Consider the following 18441-nt stretch of genomic DNA (forward strand, 5'->3'; position numbering starts at 1 on the left):
CCTCACTCACATCGCTCAACGCGCTGCGCTTCACGCGGATTTGTCGTATGGCGATTCAGGACCGTAAACCTTCAGGGTCGACAAGCTTACCTCACCAGGAGGATAAGGTCAGCGAGATCTTGCTAAAGCTCGATTTCGGAGCGGACGGCGATAACTTCACTTGCCGAGAAACTCTGTGAACTTCAGCTCAAATCGACCCACTCCGGTAGGCTTTGTTGTGAACTTGACGGTCTTCTCCGCAAGACTCTCCAAGGTACCGGATGCGAACTTAAATGTCGTCTTACCGTACGCTTCGAGCCCCACGACTTTGCCGTCCTCCATGACAATGTCGCCGATGCCGTCCAGGAGTTGCTCAGCTGCAAAGCCGTCGGTCGAGCGATGAAGTCCGAAAGACGCCAAATAGGTTCCCTCCTCATTATCAGACTCAGCGACGGATATCATGGTCGCGATAGCGTCCTTGAATAGCCCATCCACGCCGCGACACGTATACTGAAAGCTGACGATGTCGTGTTCATTGCGATCACCCACCGGCTCTCGAGCTGTGGCGACGATATTGCAGTCGTAGCGGCCGATTGTGTCCGCGAGCGCAGCTCCGCTCATCCCAATCAAGCCGAATGCGGAACATAGTATGGTGACAAGAAAGCGCTGTGTCATCTGGTTACCGCTTCTGGAACGAATTTTAGCCGCTACGTACAACCTGACGCAACGTCCGATTCAAGCCCTCTTCGGAGAGGCTCATCTCCTCGCATTTGACGACTCGGCGGCTCGCATCTGGAGGTTATCGCGAAGGCGTCGATGGTCTCGACGCAAGATGACTCGGACGCTAGATCCTTACAAACCGGCCCTCGGACGGGGGCGCCTGCGGTCGCTTCAGCCCAAGTTCGGCATACTGCTTGCTTCGTGAGGCACACAATCAGCAGATCATATAGAGGGGGTCGGCGCGTCTGCGGCCTCACTATCGGCCCCTCGCTCAAGTTTCCCTCAATTAGCAAGGAGGCGGCGTGAAACCGCGTATTCGGGCGGCTGCAGCAGCTGTCGCCCTGGCTCATAGTCTCGGACGCCTTGTCACCAGGGTGTACGAATACGAGACCCACGCCTATAGGATCAGCGTCTCCGTAAGGGACAATAGGGTTTGGGGATATGACTACATCGGCCATTGTTATGTCAGTGGCGAGTTAGCGAACGTACACCACCACGGTGAGGGATCGCATTTCGCGCTCATGCCGAACGGCTCCGGCGCGTACAGCGGCTTTGATCACGACACGTCATCCTGCTTTTCGGTAAAGGTTATGCGTCGCGAAGCTCGCATATTCGACTACAGGGAAGATTCGTACTTCGCATACAGCGTTTGACGATGTGGGGCGACACGCCTGATTGTTCGTGCGCCGGACACATGCCACATGGTCGTTGCTTGGTACTCAGTGCCAGACGGATAGCCTACTGCGTTGCGCCTTCCTCGCGAAAGGCGCAGCCAACGAACGCGAACGCCACAACGGCGTGGCTTGCAGCATATGCGCGCGCTGGCATGGCGAACGCCATCTCGAGGGCGTTGAGGAGCCCAGAAATCAGGGACTCTGGTCATAGGGTAGCGCTGTTTGATGTGGCTGAAACGGACGGCTCCGGACCAATCAGGTGCGAGATCCTAAAAATGAGAGGAAAGCTAGCCGCCACTAAGGCATCGAAAGCAGAACACTCCTCGGATAAACGATGTTCGAGATATCGTCGCTCACGTTCACCTGGCTGATTTTCAAGTAAACGGCGATAGCGGTGAATGCGGTTACGATGACTGCGCATGGCGGCAAACTCCTCCTCGATCATCGTCGTCACACCTTTATCCTTGCGTACTTCGTTCGATGAAAAGAGAAAGGCTATTCGCGAGGTACGTAGCGCCTGCGTTCGTTACGCGTCGCTCGTCCGCTCGACGCAGGTAAGATTAGGCCAGCTGTACCTACCGTCACCCGCTGCCGAACAATCGCGGAACCAGTTTGAGTTGATAAAAAGCAGCAGACCAAAGCTTCACCGCTTTCGGCCCCAGGCGTGGAAAATGCGTGGCAACCCGACGGTTGTGTCGGGCCGAACGAGAAACGCTTCGAGTTCACTCTCGATGGCGCCGATCTCCTGGATGCTGGTGAGCCCCAGCTTCATCAGCGCATCGCGAATTGCCACGAAAGTCAGCAATGGGACTCGTTTGACGTCACCATTGCGCCCGCATGGCTGAGTCATTGAGGAGTGAACGTCAGAGAAGCCAGCCGCTTCCAGGAGACGGACGAGACTGCGGCCGATCAAGGGATCTCCGCCCCGCCTCCGCACCGCCGCAATGAAGAGTTCGCCCTTGCGCCGAAATGCAGCTGACGGTGGATCGCAGAACTCGCCGTCACAATCGATATCCTGTACGACGATCATGCCTCCACGTCGGAGTGCCGCGTAAGCTTGTTTCAGCGCCTCTCCAGGATCGACGAGATGGGTGAGCACGAACCGCACGCTCACCAAGGACACGCCGCGTACTGGCCAATGACGTGCGACGTTTGAGCAGCAGAATTCGACATTGGGGATGCCGCGCCGCCTCGCCTCGCCTCGCGCCATGACGATTTTGTCCTCGTCGAAGTCCAAACCGATGACATGACCGGCTCGGCCAACTCTCTTTGCCAATTCGAAAGCTACATCGCCGCCGCCGCAGCCTGCATCGACGGCTATGCACCCCTCGAGCGGTTCAGATTGATCGAGCAGTAACCGTGTTGGCTCAGCCAGCACGCGGGCGATCACTGCAAGTCGCGCCAGCCCTGCTTCTCCACCCTGCAGCACGTAGGGGGCGAGATGTTCGGTCTTCATCTAGGTCCTATGCGGTTGAAATTGGTCTGCTCTGATCGTGCGCGGATTCCCTCGGCCCTTCCCATTCGCCCGGAGGCCCGATCATTCTCTCGTCATAGCCGGCAGTCCCCGGAAGCACCTCGAGAGCGTGGGGAACATCGCTTGCTGGAAATCGCCAAGCACGCCTCGGCATTTTGACTTAGCCAAATTTGAACAGCACGCCGTAGCCACCTCGCGGATAGCTCCATTCAATATCGCCGCTCTCCTCGCAGATGATCCGGCAAGTTCCGCATTCGATGCAGCCATCGACGGTAATCTCAACTTGGCGTTGTTCGTTAAGGTCGTAGCAGCGTGCTGGGCAGGCCTTGAGCATTGACAAGAGCTGCGGCGATGGCTTGGCATGCGGCCGCACCTTGATGTGGGGTCGGCCGGTATCAACGAGATAGCGGTTGTAGAATAGTTTGTCCTCGACACGCATGGATAGCTCGATCGACATCATTTGGTCTCCGTCGTTGACACTGTCGTTTTCGTTCACCGCCACGCGCGCACGAGGTGAAAGGCGTCGCCGAACAGACCTCTCCGCGAACGCGCCTTGGTGAACGACTTGACTGCAAGTTTCTCCTTTTCGACCTTAGGCGTACCGTCGACACGCAGAAAGTTTTGCATAGCCTTGGAGACCAGCTGCGGATAGGTCAGGAAGAAGTTTTGCGATCGGGTGTGCATCAACGCTGGCATATCCTTGTATTTCCTTAGATCCTTGATCACGAAGGATTCATCGAGCATCGTCTTGTATAGCGCTAGGTTCTGCGGGATCATCGGTTGATTCCGTGACTTGATCTGAAGGATCGCTTCCGCCGCAATCCGGCCGGAGGTCATCGCAAGATTAGATCCTTCGCGATGAATTGTGTTGTTAAGCTGCGCGGCGTCGCCGACCACGACCCACCCCTTGCCGTAGAGTTGCGGGATCGCCTTGAAGCCGCCCTCGGGGATCAGATGGGCGGAATATTCCTTCACCTCGGAACCTTCTATCAGCGGCGCGACTGAAGGATGCCGCTTAAAATGATCGAGCAGGCCATAAGGCGTCTCGCCGGTGCGCTGGAAGTCGGCGACCAGGCAGCCGATACCCAGCGAGATACACTCCTTGTTGGCATAGATGAATCCCATGCCGGTCATGCCACGAGAAATCGTGCCAACGGCCTCGATCACCGCGCCTTCGTCGCCCTTGAGATTGAAGCGCGCCTCAATTGTCTCTCGCGGCAGGAAGTGCATTTCCTTGACTGCGAGCGCGACCTTTTCGGGCTTCGGCCGCTCGCGCAGGCCCGCGCGTGTACCGAGCATGCCGTTGACGCCCTCCGCCAGCACCACGACGTCGGCATGGATCTCGCCGTCGCGACGATCGGTCCGCACGCCAATGACATTGCCTTGTGCATCTTGAGCAAGCTCCGTGACCGTCGTTTCGCATAGTACCGTGGCGCCCGCTTCACGAACCTTTTGCGAGAACCATTTGTCGAACTGAGCGCGGATGATGGTGTAGCGATTCGGCTTCTCCTCATTGAAGTCCTCGGAGCGGTAGTGCAAACCAGTGTGAGAGCGGTCGTCCATCATCCAGAAGCGCTGTTCGACCAAGTGTCGCTCAAGCGGAGCATCATCCCGGAAATCGGGGATCAGCTTTTCCAGCATGTCGGCATACAGAATCGCACCCTGCACGTTCTTCGAGCCAGAATACTCACCGCGTTCGAGTTGCAGCACCTTCATGCCACGCTGCGCCATGGTAAGCGCTGCCGCATTGCCGGCCATGCCCGCGCCAACGACGATGGCATCGAATTTTTCTTCGATCATGATCGTGCTCCTTTAACCTGCAATCCGGCCGCGGGAATGCGGCGACAGCCGTGCGCGGAACGCGGCGGTGAGCGGCGGCAACAGATCGATGGCATCGGTAACGATCCCTATATGGGCAAAGTCGAAGATCGGAGCATTCTTGTCGGTGTTGATAGCGACGATAAGGTCGGAACCCTCGACGCCGACACGGTGCTGGATCGCGCCCGAAATGCCGGCCGCAACATAGAGTTTCGGCCGAATCGTCTTGCCGGTCTGGCCGATCTGGCGATCGGAGGTGACCCAGCCCTTCTGCACCAGCGGTCGCGAACTGCCGTATTCGGCCCCAAGTACTGTCGCGAGTTGGTGCACCAGTTGAAAATTCTCCGGTGATCCGAGCCCAAGCCCCCCCGCAACGACCACGTCAGCATAAGCGAGATTCGATTTTGCTGAGTTACGGTCCGGCAGGAAGGAGAGAACCTTTGTGACGATGTCGTGTTCGACGAGGCCGAGTGGATGGGTGATGATCCGGCCGACGGGGCGCGCGACGCGCTTTGGCATCGGCATTACACGGGGGCGGACCGTTGCCATCTGCGGGCGGTAGTTCAGCGTATAGATCGTGCAGAGCAAAGAGCCGCCGAAGGTCGGTCGCGTCGCAGCGAGCGATCCGTCGGCATCGACATCGAGCTCTGTGCAATCGGCGGTAAGTCCCGTAAGCAGCGTAGTCGCAACCGAGCCCGCGAGATCGCGGCCGAGCGTAGTGGCCCCCAACAGCAGGATCTCCGGCTTGTAGGTGTTAACGACATCGGTCAGCGCCTTGGTGTAAGATTCGTTGCGGTAGTCGGCCAAAAGATTGTGTGCAACCATGTACACGAGGTTGGCGCCATAGCAGAAGGACTGGGCAGCCGCCTGCTGGGTCGCCTCGCCTTCCGGACCGATGATGACTGCGGCGAGATCGACCTTGAGCTTGTCGGCGAGCTTGCGGCCGGCCCCCATGAGCTCCCAGGACACGGGGTGCACAACTCCGCGTTCCTGCTCGACGAAGACCCAGACATGCTTGTAGGCCTTAAAGCGCTCAGGCAACTCCTTCTTGGTCGCGGCGCGGCCAGAGGCGGCGGCCGGAGCGCGAGTTTTTGGCGTAGTACTCATGGTATTGATTTCCTTGCTTTGCTAGCCGTGCGCCAGCGTCGCGAGATCGGCTTCCAGGTTCTGCTCGCGCTCGAGGGTCGCCGCTTTAATCGCCTCGGCCGGTGCTCGCCGAACTTCGATTAGTCCCACCTTGTTGCGCTGGGCCGGCCCAACGATGCGTTTGGCGCAGGCTGCGAGCCGCGGAGGCCGCATTGCAGAGGCACAAATGGGTCTAGGCGGTTGGTCGTTTTCCTTCGAGGGATTATGGCGTTGCTCACAGGATGCACTTGACTCTGCGCGGAAACGGGAACTTGCTCGATGCCGTCGACGATGTGCATGCGCTTCTCCAAGGCTTGGCTGCGAATGGAGACAGCAAGTGTCGTACCAACTGTGCGCGCGATCGAATTTTAGCGTCAGTACAGAGGTTTACGACAACTGCGGCATGACCTTCGTCTGACTGCGACAGCGCAGCCGACATGGCTGCCGCGACACGCGTCGGAATTCGAACAGAGGCGCTAGGTCCACCCTTTTGGTCATCCCACAGACCGACATCTGTCACGGGAAGGAATGTTAGCCCGAGTTCGTAAATCGCACCTTCATGACCACAAAGCTCTCCGAGTAAATCCCGAATCTACGCTTCCTGGCGGTTCGACGACGAACAGGACCGAACCTTAAAGCTGGGTAAAGTGAAGTGCTGTCACTTCAAGTCAAGTTGCACGAACGTCGCCTTCTTCGACTGTGGTGCGACGGCGTCCTTCAGGACCTTGAATACGCGTTGGTCGATAGGAGAGGAGGCAACGAAGTCCGCATATGCTCGTTCCAGCACCGCCCTACACCGTTCCGCGACCGCTACATCGGTTGCAGCGCTCAAGTCTTCGCCTGCGAGATACTGTCCCATGCGCTGCAGGATGTGAAGCCTGGCCACGTTGAGGATTTTGGAATCGTACTTGACGCCGAGCAGGTCGAAGAGTTCCTCGGCCGCGGCTGTCTTTTTTAATTGCGAAAGGATTCCGTCAGTCATTCGTCGTCTCCATCTGCCATGGCGCAATATTGGGCACGGCCCGGCCTGCTTCTCGTCCCGGTGAGGTTGGCATGCCGCCTTAACGACCTGTTCGAGATGGCGGATGTTCGCGACATGCTGGCCTCACATTCCGTCAAGCCGATATTGCTCACGGACCTCGCGCCAGATCGCCATCACAGTCTCGCGCGCGACCCCGCCCTTGTGCTCGACGGCATGCTTGCGAACGCGGGCAAGGATCGCCCGGCTCTCCTCGGCGCTGACCGAAAGCTGCAATTCGGACAGCAGCGCGGTGATAGCGGCGAGCCCTGAATGCTTACCAATCACAAAGCGATTAGAGCGACCAAGCAGCCGCGGATCGAGCGCTTGATAGCTGCGCTGGTCCTTCAAGAGGCCATCGACATGGATACCGGATTCGTGGGTAAAGACATGCTCGCCGACGATCGCCTTGTTGAGCGGAACGATGCGGACGGCGGCGGCCGCGACAACAGCCGCGACATTTTTGAGTTCTGGTAACACGACGCCCGTGTCGCACCCATAGAGCTGCTTGAGCGCGACAGCGATCTCCTCCAGCGGGGCATTGCCTGCGCGCTCGCCGAGGCCAATCACGGTGACAGATGCGTGCGTTGCGCCGGCCTTGATTGCAGCGAGCGTGTTAGCGGTCGCGAGGCCCAGATCGTCGTGACCGTGGAATTCGATCTCGAGGTCGGTGGTGGCACGCAGCGCCGCCACCAACGCAAAGGCTGCATCGGGATCCAGCACGCTGAGCGTATCGGCGACGCGAAAGCGCCGGGCGCCGGCGCCTTTTGCGGTGGTGATCAGCTCAACCAGAAAGTTGACGTCGGCGCGCGAGGAGTCTTCCCCTCCAACCGTGACATCGAGCGCCCTATCTCGAGCATAGCCGACGACCCGCTTCACCTGCTCGAGCGCGGCGACCCGGGCGCTGCCGAGCTTGGCAGCTATCTGCACGTCGGAGCATGGGATCGAAACATTGACCATTGAGACGCCGGATTCGATTGCCGCGTCGACATCGGAAGATTTCATCCGGCACCAGCCGATGATCGAGGCCGCCAGGCCGGCTTCGACAATAGCGCGGATCGCGCTGACTTCTTCATGGCCCATCGCCGGCGTACCGGCTTCGATCTCCGTGATCCCGGCCTTTGAGAGCGCCGACGCAATTGATACCTTTTCCGCTGTTGTAAAAGCCACGCCGGGAGCTTGCTCGCCGTCGCGTAACGTGGTGTCGTTCAGGACTATCTGCCTCATATGCGACTTGCCAGACAGATCTGTTCCACCGAAGGTCATGCGCGCGTTCCGCCTTTCCAGCTAAATCTGAGCAACAGCTGTGCCAGCGCGATGAATGACGCAGACCGCTTAGATTAAGGCGCTTCTGCGCCGCGACTGAAATTGTCGCAAATACGACGATGTCGCAGATCTGACGTGTCAGGTGTCGACTAACCTACGGCGGATGTGGACGATGATGTCGATGCGGGAAATCTCGTGGTCCGGCACGGTCTCTGGCATCTGCGCGAGCACGAGCTTTTCGGGGATATCCATCAAAATGTCTTCGCCGACGAGATAGAAATGCGCATGTGTCCTGGTATCAGTGTCAAAGAATGTCCTTGAGCTGTCGGGCTTGATCCGGCGCAACAAGCCAACTTGTGTGAACCGGTTGAGTGTGTTGTATACGGTCGCAATCGAGAGTTTAATGTTGGCTGCGATCGCCTCGTTGAAGAGTATCTCAGCGGTGACGTGCCGGTCGCTGCTTGCGAAGAGTAACTGAGCCAACAGCACGCGCCGGCGCGTCGCGCGCAGGCCTGCGTCAAGCAACCGTCGCATGCACACTGCAGCGGAATTTTCGGCAAAGCCGTCGCACGAGGCTTCGGAGAGCGCTGCTTCTGGGGCATCTGTGAGACAGTTGGCGGAGCGCGCGAGCATTGTCGATTACTCACGCCTGCGGATTATCAACGGCTTCGACATGACCGCCGCCCCCGCGCAAATGGTCGCGGCGGCGGCCCGCCATTCGGCTCTCGCCGCTCTCCTCACCGAAACAGAGGTAGAAGTCGTTGCATTGCGTACACACAGGCGTCGTGCACATCAAGAGTCCTTCGTTTTCGCACAACGTGCGATAGAAGAAGCGCTTCCAGCGCATATTCTTGGTGTTCCGAATCGCCAGCGGCGCGAAATGGCGCGTCAGCAAGCGCGTCAACTCAGTCCGTTCACGTAATCCGAGGTCCTCCCATAAATGGTTCGGCTCCATCACACGCCGCGCGATCATGGCCGCCAACCAGCGACTGATCTTACCCTTGGTCGATCGCTGTCCGAGCAGGAGATCGCGGACCAAGATCATCTCCTCGTCACAGATCGAACCGGACTTTTCCATCGAGATGATGGCCCGCGCAGGCACGGATGGGAAACATTGCATCAGGAGTTCATTGAGCTCCTCCGCGGTCAGGCCCGCACGTTCGGAAAGCGGGCCGCCATCCATCACGGCGGCACAAAGAACTGAGGCGAGCACATGCCGGTCAAAATTGTCGTTATCCTTTATGTCGGCGTCTGCTGGATCGCAGCCAGTAAGGAGGCGGTAGAGTTCAATTCCGGCATGCCGTCTGTCAGCAGGGGTTTCCCGCGATAGAGTTGACATCGCATCGATTGGATCAGCTCGCGCTGCAATCACGGACAACTCCATCGGTTGGATCTTGTCAATTATGATGCCGGCCCTTTGAAGGCCGGTACGAAGGGCTACGCCGACAGCGCGGCGAGCTCGGAAGCAGTCTTGCCGACCTGACTTTCGTCGATCGGCTTCATGATACCGTGCTCCATCAGCATGTCCTCAAGCTCGTCCATGCTGATCGGGGTCGGGATGATGCCCTTGCCGCCATTGCTATGGATCTTGGTCGCGAGATTGCGATAGTGGTCCGCCTGCTTGGAGTCCGGCGCATATTCCAGCACCGTCATGCGGCGCAGCTCGGCGTGCTGGACGACATTGTCGCGGGGCACGAAGTGGATCAGCTGGGTGCCGAGCTTTTTGGCGAGTGCTTCCGCCAGCTCCAGCTCCTTGTCGGTCTGCCGCTCGTTGCAGATCAGGCCACCGAGCCGCACGCCGCCTGAATTGGCATACTTCAGAATGCCCTTGGAGATGTTGTTGGCGGCGTACATCGCCATCATCTCGCCGGACATGACGATGTAGATCTCCTGCGCTTTGTTCTCGCGTATCGGCATCGCAAAGCCGCCGCAGACGACGTCGCCGAGCACGTCGTATGACACGTAATCGATGTCCTCGTAGGCGCCGTTCTCTTCGAGGAAATTGATCGAGGTGATGACGCCACGACCGGCGCACCCGACGCCCGGCTCCGGACCGCCGGATTCGACGCAGCGAATATCCTTGTAGCCGACCTTCAAGACGTCCTCGATCTCGAGGTCCTCGACGCTGCCGGCGCTCGCCGCGAGACTCAAGATCGTGTCCTGCGCCTTGGCGTGCAGGATCAGACGGGTCGAGTCCGCCTTCGGGTCGCAGCCGACGATCAGGATCTTGTGACCCAACTCGGCCAGGGCTGCGAGCGTATTCTGCGACGTCGTCGACTTGCCGATACCACCCTTGCCGTAAAACGCGATTTGTCTCAGTGAAGACATGTCGCTCTCCATCAACCGATTGCCAATTTGTCGCGCGGGACTTACGCGGGTTTGTTTCTTTTCTCAGAAACGTGGGCACACGGGCGTCGGGAAGGAGAACATCGCTCGCCATAAGCGCCGGCGTGGCCTCAGCCCCTACTCGCAGTTGCTGCATTTAAGTAGCAACTGGCGTGCCATTCGCCGCGCGTGCGTTAAGCGTTTGCCCATGCTTGGAATTAATCGACAGACCTGACCGACCGGCACGGTGTTTATGTTGTTCCGTCAGAAACAGGACAAGGATCCCAGCGGGCCGATGCTTATGGCGTACAAGCTATGCCTGACACCCGCGGGAAATCAGGTTCTTTGGGCCAGACTGGGATGCCCGGAATGAAAGCGTCGCCATTGGCTTACCGCGGCCAAGCTGCCATCGAGGAGATTCTGTGCAAAAGAAGCCGCACCGAGTGGCGAGCGAGCGAAGCAGGCGCCTGCCAGCATGGAAGCGGCCTCCGAAGGTGCCTTCCGCCAGTAAAATGTCGTAGCCGAGCGAAGCGTCGGCACGCCGTTGACATCGAAAGCGTTCGCTTCTCTCACTGATCGGTAAGTTACGTTCTGAGATCCGCACGACCTACCGATTCCGCTGAATGATTCACGCCTACAAAGCGACGAAACTCACAGATCCGCGGCATAGGCTTCAAAGCTGTGTATGGACAGCTGCCGTACAACCGCACAATATCGCAAGTACTTGGTAACTGTTGCTGATCAGGGTCAGAAGCACACTCCATCCACGTAATTCTGTCCATCTCTATCGCAAGACAACCGGGATTGGCATGAGGGCGGATTCGTTCATTCAGCGCCTGACTTCTTCCGCGCGAGTGCAACGAGACATCCTTATCCGCGCCATCGCCGATGCTATGCATCGGCGTCCCTGTGGCCCGAGACGGCCGATGGCACCTTCTCCCGCAAGCGGAACGCAAGGAGACGCTAACTCCGCGTGAGCACGATGACGAGCCGGTCGACGCGGCGGCCGTTCTTGAGGTGGGACTCGACGATCTCGTCGATATCTTCAGGAGTCCTCGGACGATACCAGATGCCGTCAGGATAGACGACCATCAGAGGACCGGAGCTGCAAAAGCCGAGACAGTCAGCTGCGGTGAAGCCGATATCGGTCAGCCCTCTCGCCTCGATCGCTTTGCTGAGCCGTTCCCACAACGGTCGAGCGCCCGCCGCCCCGCAGCTGCCGTGCGGATGGTCAGGTGGGCGCTGAGTGTGGCAGGCAAAAACGTGATGCCGGTAGAGCTGCGGGACTTCGAACTCGTTCATGCTGTAGCTCATGCTTATGTTACCGCAATGCATTGATCGTCAAGAGTGGTGAGCTCACCCGCGCTGGAACTCTCGGCAGCGATGTCCCAATCGCGGGAAATCGTGCTTTGACACAAAGCTGCAGGATGATCGGCCACTCGAAATATGGCTTGATGCCACCTCCAGAACTGAAGTGCTCAAAGCATTGTTCGGTTAGATCGCTCATTGTGTCTTTCTTATAGTTGGCTCATTTCGGCGCGGCGATTTTGAGCACGAGTGGTCGATCACTGTTCTGGCTAACGCGGCATAGATCATCCGATGATGTTGGATGCGGCTCTTGCCTGCACAAGCTTTAGACGATTTGTGCCCACAGTCGTGTCCGGTGCCCGCCCAGATTGGTCACGATCACATCCGACCCTCGGACTCACTTCGCAGATCAGGGCCTCAATTGCCGGTCCGGCCATCACCATATCGCTCACTTCGCTGTTCACCAACACTTTCATGCAAGCACTAAACCAACTGTGGTGAGGGCCATTGGAGGGGTTTCCCGACGCCCGATGCCAATCTGATGTCTGCCCTTGGACGAGGCTGCGAAGGGACTGTCGCGGAGACAACAAGAACATGTCGATTGCCGACATCATCTCCCGTTGCGGCGTCGACCAATCCCCGGCCGCAGCCATCGAGGGCCACGAAGGCGATCGATTGTCCAGCCTGGATCTCAAAGATCACGTCATCGCGGCCACACTTGAGTAGCTCCTGCCGATATTGAGCCCAGCCCCGGCACGCGGGACAAGCGTTGATTACTCGATCTTCGCGTCCTCGAGTACCACGGTCACGACGATCGTAAATGGCGGACTTTCACCGGCCGCATCGTCATTTGCACGTCTTCTCTGCTGCATTTCTCCGCTGTTCAGTAGATCGCCGCGCCCGCGCCTACATTGATTGAAGCATCTTTCATGGTCTCGACAATGAATTCGATCTGCCTATCAGTGAGATGCGTATGAAATGGCAATGTCACGGCGCGATCGGCAATCTTTTCCGTCACCGGCAGATCGCCGCGGCGATAGCCGAGATCGAAATAGTGCCGTTGCAGGTGCAGGGGACGGCTGTAGGCTGCAGCTTCGACCTGCTCCACGCATAGATCTTCGACGATAGCGTCGCGGCTGGAGCGCGTGAAACGCGTCCCGAGATGGACAACATAGAGAAACCAGTTCACTTCGGTCACATCGGGCTCGACATAGGGCGGCTTGATGCCTTCGAACGACTGCATGTGTATCGTGTAAAGCTGTTCGATCAAGCGGCGCCGCTCCAGGATCTCATCGATGCGACTAAGCTGCGTAAGCCCCAGCGCAGCGGAGAGATCGCTCATCCCGGCCTGATATGGTGCAGCCGAGCCGACGGTAACGGAAGCACGCTCATCCATCCGATGCGACCGGTGACGGCGCAGCGCCACTGCAAGGTCGATATCATTGGTCACCACTATGCCGCCCTCGCCGCAGGTCAGAAGCGAGGGCTGGGCGAAGTCAAACACGGCGACATCGCCAAAGGTGCCGACCAGTTGGCCTTTATAACGAGAGCCGATGGCCTCAGTGGAATCTTCTAACAGCAGCAGATTGTGCCTTCTCGCGATAGCGCGCAGCTCCGACCAGGCTGCAGGATGGCCATTAACGTTGCCGGCGAGAATGGCGCGGGTTTTTGGCGTGATGCGCTCCTCGACTTTCTGCGGTGCGAGCGTCCCGGACCAATAGTCGATGTCGGCAAATACCGGCCGCGCACCCGCCAGGCTGATGGCGTGCGCAGCTTCACGATATGAATAGGACGAGGCGATCACTTCGTCGCCAGCGGCAATGCCGCAGGCCTTCAGAGAAAGTAGAAGGCCGATGGTGCCGCTTGCTACCGCAACAGCATAATTCCGCCCGAGATAGGCGGCAAATGCTGCCTCGAATTGTTCGGTGAGCGGGCCGTTAGAGAGCCGCGGCGAGCGCAACACGCGATCTACTGCCGCGATTTCGGCCAGGGTAATGTCAGGGTCCGAAAATGGAATTAACGATTCCAGTCTTGTTGGCCCCGGCTCTTCGTCGGCCTTTGCAACGCAGCCATTGGCTAGGGTTGGTCGGGTCACGGCTCGACCGTGCGCTTGACCAGCACAATGCCGGTCGCCCGTGTCGGATCGTCCGTGATCCGCGCACAACGATCAGCACTATCGAGCAAATGCAGGTCGAATTGCCCGGCACTGCGAAAAGGTGTTTCGGTGAAGTCGGAGGAGTCGCAGCGGACCCAGTCGAGATGCGGGTACCTCTTTCGCAACGTCGCAGAGGCTCGAGCAGCATCATCGAATGACGCGAGCGTCTGCTCGATGTCCGCAATTTCGTCTGCTCCCAAAGCCATCGAGCGGGTCCTTATTGCCAAAACACGCGTTCCGGATCGGTGTTCAAGAGATCGGTAACCGATGCCAGGCGCTGGTGCGTCGAGTGCAGCTTCCAGACGCCATGCTTGTGATCCTTTCGGAACAGCTGCCAGCTGGCGCTTGCCCCGTCGTGGTGCAGCATGGCCACGTCAATTATGCCGCCCTTAACGTCAATGTTGCGTGAGCAGCATGGACTTTCAATCAAGTAGCCGCCGGCAACGCCGGTGATGTTCGCCGAGACATAACGATAGCGTTCTCTCGACTTAAGCGCGCGCTCGATTCGCCTGCGATCGATGTCGTTAGGGTGCGTGGGTAGCCCTGGATTTGTGCCTAAGGCGGCGTGCATCGCGTCGATATCCTAGATCAGCCCAATTTCTCTTTCGAGGCAGCCGACCACCAACCGCTCACCGAACTCAACGAGATAGATCGGCAGGTTTGCTTCCGTGTGCCGCCCGACTTGGACAATCTCGCCGATGTCACCGAGGCTGACCAGGACTCCTTGCGCTGGAGCATTGGGGAAGGACCCATCATTGATCAGGTCGAACATCGCCTTGACGCGTTGGCCGCGCTGATATTTTGCCGGGCTGGATTCAATCATCGTGATATTGCCTCCCGCAAAGGCAGGTCCTCGACTTCGTCGCGTGGGATGACAGGATCGAGCTCCTTGCGCTTCATGCCGACCCGGTTTCCACTTTCGATGAATTCGACGCCGTAAATGTAAAAGCGCTGCAGGAAAGTGCCGATCGATACGACGTAGCCGACCTCGTCCTTTTTGGCCAGGATGTCGCCGATCTCTTTGCCGGCATAGGTGCCGTCATTGCGGATGGTGCGGTTAGCCCGCACCTTCTCTCCAAAGTCGAAGAAGGGTGGCGCCGTCAGCTCGATGATGTCATCGTCAGCAACAATATTGTTCATGCCGGAGTTCCCTTGTTCTTGTCCCAGCTACAGGGCAAGTCGCGAGCGCGCGACCTCGCGCACCAGGCTATATGGATCATCGACAAGGCCTATGAGTTCGGACGGCAAAATCCGGCTTGCTACCTCATGCCGGATACGCCAATCCGGGTCGTGGCGCAGAAGCGACAATAACTGCGCCGACAGGCGTTGAGCGACCTCCAACCGCACCAATGCGTCACGGTCATCGACCATGCTGAGCAACCATTCCTCCGGGAGGCGTCGCGCCACCGCGCGACGGACCTCTGCTTCCTCGTCGTGGGTCATTCCGCGGAGTAGCAAGGGCGTGATCCGCCGCGCAACGACAAGGCGCACGTAGTAATATTCATCCGAGGCCATCGGCAGCAGTTCGTCACCTTCAAGCAGTGTCGCGACCCACATCCTAACTTCGTGATGAGGGTCGTTGCGAACTTGCACAGCGAAGCGCTTGGGCAGACGACGGACGGCGCTACAACGTACGGTTTCATCTTGGTCGTGGAGCAACGGCGGCAGCAGAAAGACGCTGGCGAATCTCGCCGCGATCGCGCGTACCTCAAAATGCGGGTGAGCGAGGTAGGCGTCGGCGAGACCCGGATTCCGGTCGAAGAAACGGTCGATACGTCGGGCATAGCGGTCGTTGACGCAAGCATGCTTGAGTTGACAGCAGCCAGTGCGATTCAGAGCAATATGCACACAGCAGGCGCAATCGATCTGATCGCCCTGCCAATTTCTTGCCTCGTCGATGTTGTTAGTCATCTTCCTGCCCCATGCGTTCGAGCACACGCTGGAGGACCTTGGCGCCGATCTTGTCGGTGGGATCGAGCTCCAGAAGCTTTTGAACGGCTATCCGCCCTTCCTCAGTTTGACCGAGGCGCATCTGCAAATAAGCGTATCCTTTCAGCGAAAACAGAAAGAAGCGCGGCCGAATATCGTCATATCGACCGAACTCCGCATCATGGGCGCGGACAAGGTGCCAGTCGGACGAGAGATTGTTCATCTCGGCCGCCTTGCTAATGCACCGCTTGGCGACCTGAAGCGCCTCGGCGAGCTGCGCCTTGTAGAAATGGAAACGAAAGAGGCCGATCAGCACTGCCGCGTGGCCCGGGGCGAGCGCCTCGGCCTCTCGCAGATGGTTTTCGGCGACTTCATCAACGTGATAGGAGAGGCTCGCTTGCCATAGGTGGTGCTCGGCCTCGCTGGGCAGCCCAGGTCCAAGCAAGGTGCTGGTGAGGAGCGCCTCGTTGATCTCGGATTGTGGGTTGAACAGAGCATCTGGCATCGCGGGTCGCCTATTGCAATCAATCGTGCGGGCGGGAGACCTGCTTACGATCTTCCAACACGAGCCCTATACGCTTCGGCATATCGACGAAATCGATGGTCAAACCGTCGTTCGGCAGCGGACCCTCCGTGCGCTCGACCAGGCCATCCGGGACCCGCGGCTTTTCGGGCGGACTGGCACCGCAGGCAAGCCCGGAACATCCGCTCGGGCTAATCGCAAGGCAAAGGTCGCAGCCGGCGGACCCGCCGGCTTGGAGCATCATTCGGATGGCTCGCCGCACCACTCGAATATTCCCAAAGTTCATGTCCTGTCTTTCGCTCAAGCGCGCGCCTGGTAGCGCGCAAGCGAGGTGTCGACGACACAGGTGTTGTCGACTGGGCAGACCGCCACGCATTGCGGTTCGTCAAAATGGCCGATGCACTCGGTACATTTTTGAGGATCAATCATGAATGTTCCATTCTTCTCCGCGATCGCGACGTTCGGACATTCCGGCTCGCACGCCGAGCAGCTCGTGCACTGAGAGGCGATGATCTTAAACGGCATTGTTTCTGCCCTCTCTCATGCCGCGGAAATCAACGCGCCCTGGCGGATCGCAGCATCGCCGCGTTCCTCATGTTTGATGGCACCACTGCTAACCCTGCCGAGATAGGCCTTGAACCAGGCGAGCGTCGACCTATCGATAAGCTCATGCGCGTATTGATCGACTGGCTCAACGCCGGCTTTGATCAGGCCGGCTCTGGGACAGCCGCCAATCTTGGCGATGAACACCGCGTGGCAATCATTAATGGCGCGGATGACGGTCTCGAGCTTTCCATCCTCGGCATAGCCACCCTGACAATACAGATCAACGCGGCGATGGCCTATGAATTTGGTGCCGCCGCTAGAGAGCTCATAGATCTGAAATTCCTTGGCGTGACCAAAGTGCTCGTTTATCAGGCCCGAGCCTTTGGTCGCGACGGCCACCAACACCTTAATGTCGCCGAATCCATCTTGGATTTCCGCAGCGGCCGCGCGCATGACTTCTGATCTGGCTGCGCGAACTTTCTCAACTTTGTCTTGATAAGCGCTGCGACTCTCGACATCGTATTTGGTATCCATAGCCATGATCTTTTCGGTGGTGAACTCGGTACTGCGGTCTTCGCCGAGAAGTCCGACAGCATCAGCACGGCACTGTCGGCAGTGGCGCATCATGCGCATCTCACCCTCGCAGCTATCTTGCAGCGCCTTCAATTCGAGCGCCGTCGGGCTGCGCTGGCCGTTTAGACCGAACACGGTTCCGTGCTTGGGAGAAGAGATCAACGGCATGATGTTGTGCAGGAGGGCACCGCGCGACTTCACGGCCTTATTGACCTCGACGAGGTGTTGATCGTTGATCCCAGGGATCATGACCGAGTTGATCTTGCAGAGGATGCCGCGGCCAGTGAGCATCTCCAGGCCCTGGAGCTGGCGATCGGTGAGGATCTCTGCCGCTTCGACGCCGGTGTAGCGTTTGTGCTTGTAGAAGATCCAGGAATAGATCTTTGCGCCGATCTCGGGGGCAATCATATTGATTGTGATCGTGACGTGGTCGACATTGAGTTCGGCGATGGTGTCGATGTGATCGGGTACCGCAAGACCATTGGTTGACAGGCACAGCTTGAGATCCGGTGCGGCCTTGTGGACAAGCTCGAACGTCTTGAAAGTCTTTTCCGGGTTAGCGAGTGGGTCGCCGGGACCGGCGATGCCGAGCACGGTCATCTGTGGAATGGTAGAGGCGACAGTCACTACCTTCCTGGCGGCCTGCTCGGGCGTGAGCCTCTCGCTGACCACACCCGGACGCGATTCATTGGCACAATCATATTTGCGGTTGCAGTAGTTGCACTGGATGTTACAGGCTGGCGCGACCGCAACATGCATGCGCGCGTAGTGATGATGCGCGTCCTCGCTGTAGCAGGGGTGCTTTCTCACCTTCTCCCATGTCTCGGCTGGCAAATCGCCGCGGACTTTCGGCGAGCCGCATCTAGCTGTGCCGCTGCGGTTACCGGTGCCGCAGCCTTTGTGTTCGGCAAACGCCTGCGTGATCTTGCCGATCTCGATGGCACCGCGCGATGCTTCCCGTTGCGATGGGGCATCCATCTGTCAGTTTCTCCATTTAAGGTGTGAAAA

The 18441-nt window shown here is 58.5% G+C and carries 23 protein-coding genes; 1 reads left to right on the forward strand and 22 read right to left on the reverse strand.

All coding sequences use genetic code 11. The features are described 5' to 3' along the window. Nucleotides 1–156: 156 nt before the first annotated feature. From SO139_RS20440 to SO139_RS20500, 13 genes are all read right to left on the reverse strand, one after another. Complete coding sequence (locus SO139_RS20440) at nt 157–654, reverse strand: hypothetical protein (RefSeq protein ID WP_449383629.1); 498 nt, start codon at nt 652–654, stop codon at nt 157–159. 924 nt (nt 655–1578) lie between these two features. After that, entirely contained in the window at nt 1579–1827 is a 249-nt protein-coding gene (locus SO139_RS20445) for a hypothetical protein (RefSeq protein WP_449383630.1), read from the reverse strand. Nucleotides 1828–2016: 189 nt separating this feature from the next. Continuing rightward, nucleotides 2017–2829, reverse strand: coding sequence for a class I SAM-dependent methyltransferase (locus SO139_RS20450; protein ID WP_498540500.1), 813 nt, complete (start codon nt 2827–2829; stop codon nt 2017–2019). Nucleotides 2830–3007: 178 nt separating this feature from the next. After that, nucleotides 3008–3304: a ferredoxin family protein gene (locus SO139_RS20455; protein ID WP_449383642.1), complete on the reverse strand. Its 297-nt coding sequence runs from the start codon at nt 3302–3304 to the stop codon at nt 3008–3010. Nucleotides 3305–3339: 35 nt separating this feature from the next. Then, nucleotides 3340–4647 (reverse strand): FAD-dependent monooxygenase, encoded by a 1308-nt coding sequence (locus tag SO139_RS20460; RefSeq protein ID WP_449383632.1) that lies wholly within the window; start codon nt 4645–4647, stop codon nt 3340–3342. 12 nt (nt 4648–4659) lie between these two features. Next, a complete protein-coding gene (locus tag SO139_RS20465; RefSeq protein WP_449383633.1) occupies nt 4660–5772 on the reverse strand; it encodes an electron transfer flavoprotein subunit alpha/FixB family protein in 1113 nt (370 codons plus the stop codon). A 21-nt stretch (nt 5773–5793) separates the two neighbouring features. Continuing rightward, a complete protein-coding gene (locus tag SO139_RS20470; RefSeq protein ID WP_449383634.1) occupies nt 5794–5964 on the reverse strand; it encodes a hypothetical protein in 171 nt (56 codons plus the stop codon). Between the two features lie 484 nt (nt 5965–6448). Next, the gene (gene nifW, locus SO139_RS20475; RefSeq protein WP_449383635.1) at nt 6449–6772 is read right to left on the reverse strand and encodes a nitrogenase stabilizing/protective protein NifW; all 324 of its coding nucleotides are present in this window, start codon (nt 6770–6772) and stop codon (nt 6449–6451) included. Between the two features lie 123 nt (nt 6773–6895). Further along, on the reverse strand, nt 6896–8035 hold the full coding sequence (nifV, locus tag SO139_RS20480) for a homocitrate synthase (RefSeq protein ID WP_449383636.1): 1140 nt from the start codon (nt 8033–8035) through the stop codon (nt 6896–6898). Nucleotides 8036–8212: 177 nt separating this feature from the next. Next, the gene (gene irrA / locus SO139_RS20485) at nt 8213–8707 is read right to left on the reverse strand and encodes an iron response transcriptional regulator IrrA (RefSeq protein ID WP_449383637.1); all 495 of its coding nucleotides are present in this window, start codon (nt 8705–8707) and stop codon (nt 8213–8215) included. 10 nt (nt 8708–8717) lie between these two features. Further along, nucleotides 8718–9458 carry a nitrogen fixation protein NifQ gene (locus SO139_RS20490; RefSeq protein WP_498540501.1) on the reverse strand — a complete coding sequence of 247 codons (741 nt, stop codon included), beginning with the start codon at nt 9456–9458 and terminating at the stop codon, nt 8718–8720. Nucleotides 9459–9511: 53 nt separating this feature from the next. Then, nucleotides 9512–10402, reverse strand: a complete 891-nt coding sequence (gene nifH / locus SO139_RS20495; RefSeq protein WP_498540502.1) for a nitrogenase iron protein — start codon at nt 10400–10402, stop codon at nt 9512–9514. A 960-nt stretch (nt 10403–11362) separates the two neighbouring features. Then, nucleotides 11363–11701, reverse strand: a complete 339-nt coding sequence (locus SO139_RS20500) for a (2Fe-2S) ferredoxin domain-containing protein (protein ID WP_498540503.1) — start codon at nt 11699–11701, stop codon at nt 11363–11365. A gap of 600 nt (nt 11702–12301) precedes the next feature. On the opposite strand from SO139_RS20500, the gene SO139_RS20505 reads away from it, so the two are divergent. After that, nucleotides 12302–12433, forward strand: coding sequence for a hypothetical protein (locus SO139_RS20505; RefSeq protein WP_449384001.1), 132 nt, complete (start codon nt 12302–12304; stop codon nt 12431–12433). A gap of 157 nt (nt 12434–12590) precedes the next feature. Here SO139_RS20505 and SO139_RS20510 read toward each other — a convergent pair whose 3' ends face one another. The 9 genes from SO139_RS20510 to nifB form a co-directional block, all read right to left on the reverse strand. Next, nucleotides 12591–13736 (reverse strand): DegT/DnrJ/EryC1/StrS family aminotransferase, encoded by a 1146-nt coding sequence (locus SO139_RS20510; protein WP_498540533.1) that lies wholly within the window; start codon nt 13734–13736, stop codon nt 12591–12593. 62 nt (nt 13737–13798) lie between these two features. Beyond that, nucleotides 13799–14068: a DUF6129 family protein gene (locus SO139_RS20515; protein ID WP_498540504.1), complete on the reverse strand. Its 270-nt coding sequence runs from the start codon at nt 14066–14068 to the stop codon at nt 13799–13801. An 11-nt stretch (nt 14069–14079) separates the two neighbouring features. Then, complete coding sequence (locus SO139_RS20520) at nt 14080–14433, reverse strand: DUF3024 domain-containing protein (protein ID WP_498540505.1); 354 nt, start codon at nt 14431–14433, stop codon at nt 14080–14082. 12 nt (nt 14434–14445) lie between these two features. Beyond that, a complete protein-coding gene (locus SO139_RS20525) occupies nt 14446–14685 on the reverse strand; it encodes a nitrogen fixation protein NifZ (RefSeq protein ID WP_449383998.1) in 240 nt (79 codons plus the stop codon). Then, nucleotides 14682–15002 carry a nitrogen fixation protein NifZ gene (locus SO139_RS20530; protein ID WP_449383997.1) on the reverse strand — a complete coding sequence of 107 codons (321 nt, stop codon included), beginning with the start codon at nt 15000–15002 and terminating at the stop codon, nt 14682–14684. The genes SO139_RS20525 and SO139_RS20530 overlap by 4 nt, the downstream gene beginning before the upstream one ends. Nucleotides 15003–15029: 27 nt before the next feature. Continuing rightward, nucleotides 15030–15773, reverse strand: a complete 744-nt coding sequence (locus SO139_RS20535) for a 4Fe4S-binding leucine-rich repeat protein (protein WP_498540506.1) — start codon at nt 15771–15773, stop codon at nt 15030–15032. After that, nucleotides 15766–16296 carry a hypothetical protein gene (locus tag SO139_RS20540; RefSeq protein ID WP_498540507.1) on the reverse strand — a complete coding sequence of 177 codons (531 nt, stop codon included), beginning with the start codon at nt 16294–16296 and terminating at the stop codon, nt 15766–15768. Before SO139_RS20540 ends, SO139_RS20535 begins: the two co-directional genes overlap by 8 nt. A gap of 318 nt (nt 16297–16614) precedes the next feature. After that, on the reverse strand, nt 16615–16839 hold the full coding sequence (locus SO139_RS20545) for a 4Fe-4S binding protein (protein ID WP_449383994.1): 225 nt from the start codon (nt 16837–16839) through the stop codon (nt 16615–16617). Nucleotides 16840–16854: 15 nt separating this feature from the next. Next, complete coding sequence (nifB, locus tag SO139_RS20550; RefSeq protein WP_498540508.1) at nt 16855–18411, reverse strand: nitrogenase cofactor biosynthesis protein NifB; 1557 nt, start codon at nt 18409–18411, stop codon at nt 16855–16857. Nucleotides 18412–18441: the final 30 nt, after the last annotated feature.

The organism is Bradyrhizobium sp. UFLA05-89 (genome assembly GCF_059803475.1).

Coding starts and splice junctions, on each gene's coding strand:
- SO139_RS20440 (WP_449383629.1), bottom strand. CDS start 654: ATGACACAGCGCTTTCTTGTCACCATACTATGTTCCGCATTCGGCTTG.
- SO139_RS20450 (WP_498540500.1), bottom strand. CDS start 2,829: ATGAAGACCGAACATCTCGCCCCCTACGTGCTGCAGGGTGGAGAAGCA.
- SO139_RS20455 (WP_449383642.1), bottom strand. CDS start 3,304: ATGTCGATCGAGCTATCCATGCGTGTCGAGGACAAACTATTCTACAAC.
- SO139_RS20460 (WP_449383632.1), bottom strand. CDS start 4,647: ATGATCGAAGAAAAATTCGATGCCATCGTCGTTGGCGCGGGCATGGCC.
- SO139_RS20465 (WP_449383633.1), bottom strand. CDS start 5,772: ATGAGTACTACGCCAAAAACTCGCGCTCCGGCCGCCGCCTCTGGCCGC.
- SO139_RS20470 (WP_449383634.1), bottom strand. CDS start 5,964: ATGCGGCCTCCGCGGCTCGCAGCCTGCGCCAAACGCATCGTTGGGCCG.
- nifW (WP_449383635.1), bottom strand. CDS start 6,772: ATGACTGACGGAATCCTTTCGCAATTAAAAAAGACAGCCGCGGCCGAG.
- nifV (WP_449383636.1), bottom strand. CDS start 8,035: ATGAGGCAGATAGTCCTGAACGACACCACGTTACGCGACGGCGAGCAA.
- irrA (WP_449383637.1), bottom strand. CDS start 8,707: ATGCTCGCGCGCTCCGCCAACTGTCTCACAGATGCCCCAGAAGCAGCG.
- SO139_RS20490 (WP_498540501.1), bottom strand. CDS start 9,458: ATGGAGTTGTCCGTGATTGCAGCGCGAGCTGATCCAATCGATGCGATG.
- nifH (WP_498540502.1), bottom strand. CDS start 10,402: ATGTCTTCACTGAGACAAATCGCGTTTTACGGCAAGGGTGGTATCGGC.
- SO139_RS20500 (WP_498540503.1), bottom strand. CDS start 11,701: ATGAACGAGTTCGAAGTCCCGCAGCTCTACCGGCATCACGTTTTTGCC.
- SO139_RS20505 (WP_449384001.1), top strand. CDS start 12,302: ATGTCGATTGCCGACATCATCTCCCGTTGCGGCGTCGACCAATCCCCG.
- SO139_RS20515 (WP_498540504.1), bottom strand. CDS start 14,068: ATGGCTTTGGGAGCAGACGAAATTGCGGACATCGAGCAGACGCTCGCG.
- SO139_RS20520 (WP_498540505.1), bottom strand. CDS start 14,433: ATGCACGCCGCCTTAGGCACAAATCCAGGGCTACCCACGCACCCTAAC.
- SO139_RS20525 (WP_449383998.1), bottom strand. CDS start 14,685: ATGATTGAATCCAGCCCGGCAAAATATCAGCGCGGCCAACGCGTCAAG.
- SO139_RS20530 (WP_449383997.1), bottom strand. CDS start 15,002: ATGAACAATATTGTTGCTGACGATGACATCATCGAGCTGACGGCGCCA.
- SO139_RS20535 (WP_498540506.1), bottom strand. CDS start 15,773: ATGACTAACAACATCGACGAGGCAAGAAATTGGCAGGGCGATCAGATC.
- SO139_RS20540 (WP_498540507.1), bottom strand. CDS start 16,296: ATGCCAGATGCTCTGTTCAACCCACAATCCGAGATCAACGAGGCGCTC.
- SO139_RS20545 (WP_449383994.1), bottom strand. CDS start 16,839: ATGCCGTTTAAGATCATCGCCTCTCAGTGCACGAGCTGCTCGGCGTGC.
- nifB (WP_498540508.1), bottom strand. CDS start 18,411: ATGGATGCCCCATCGCAACGGGAAGCATCGCGCGGTGCCATCGAGATC.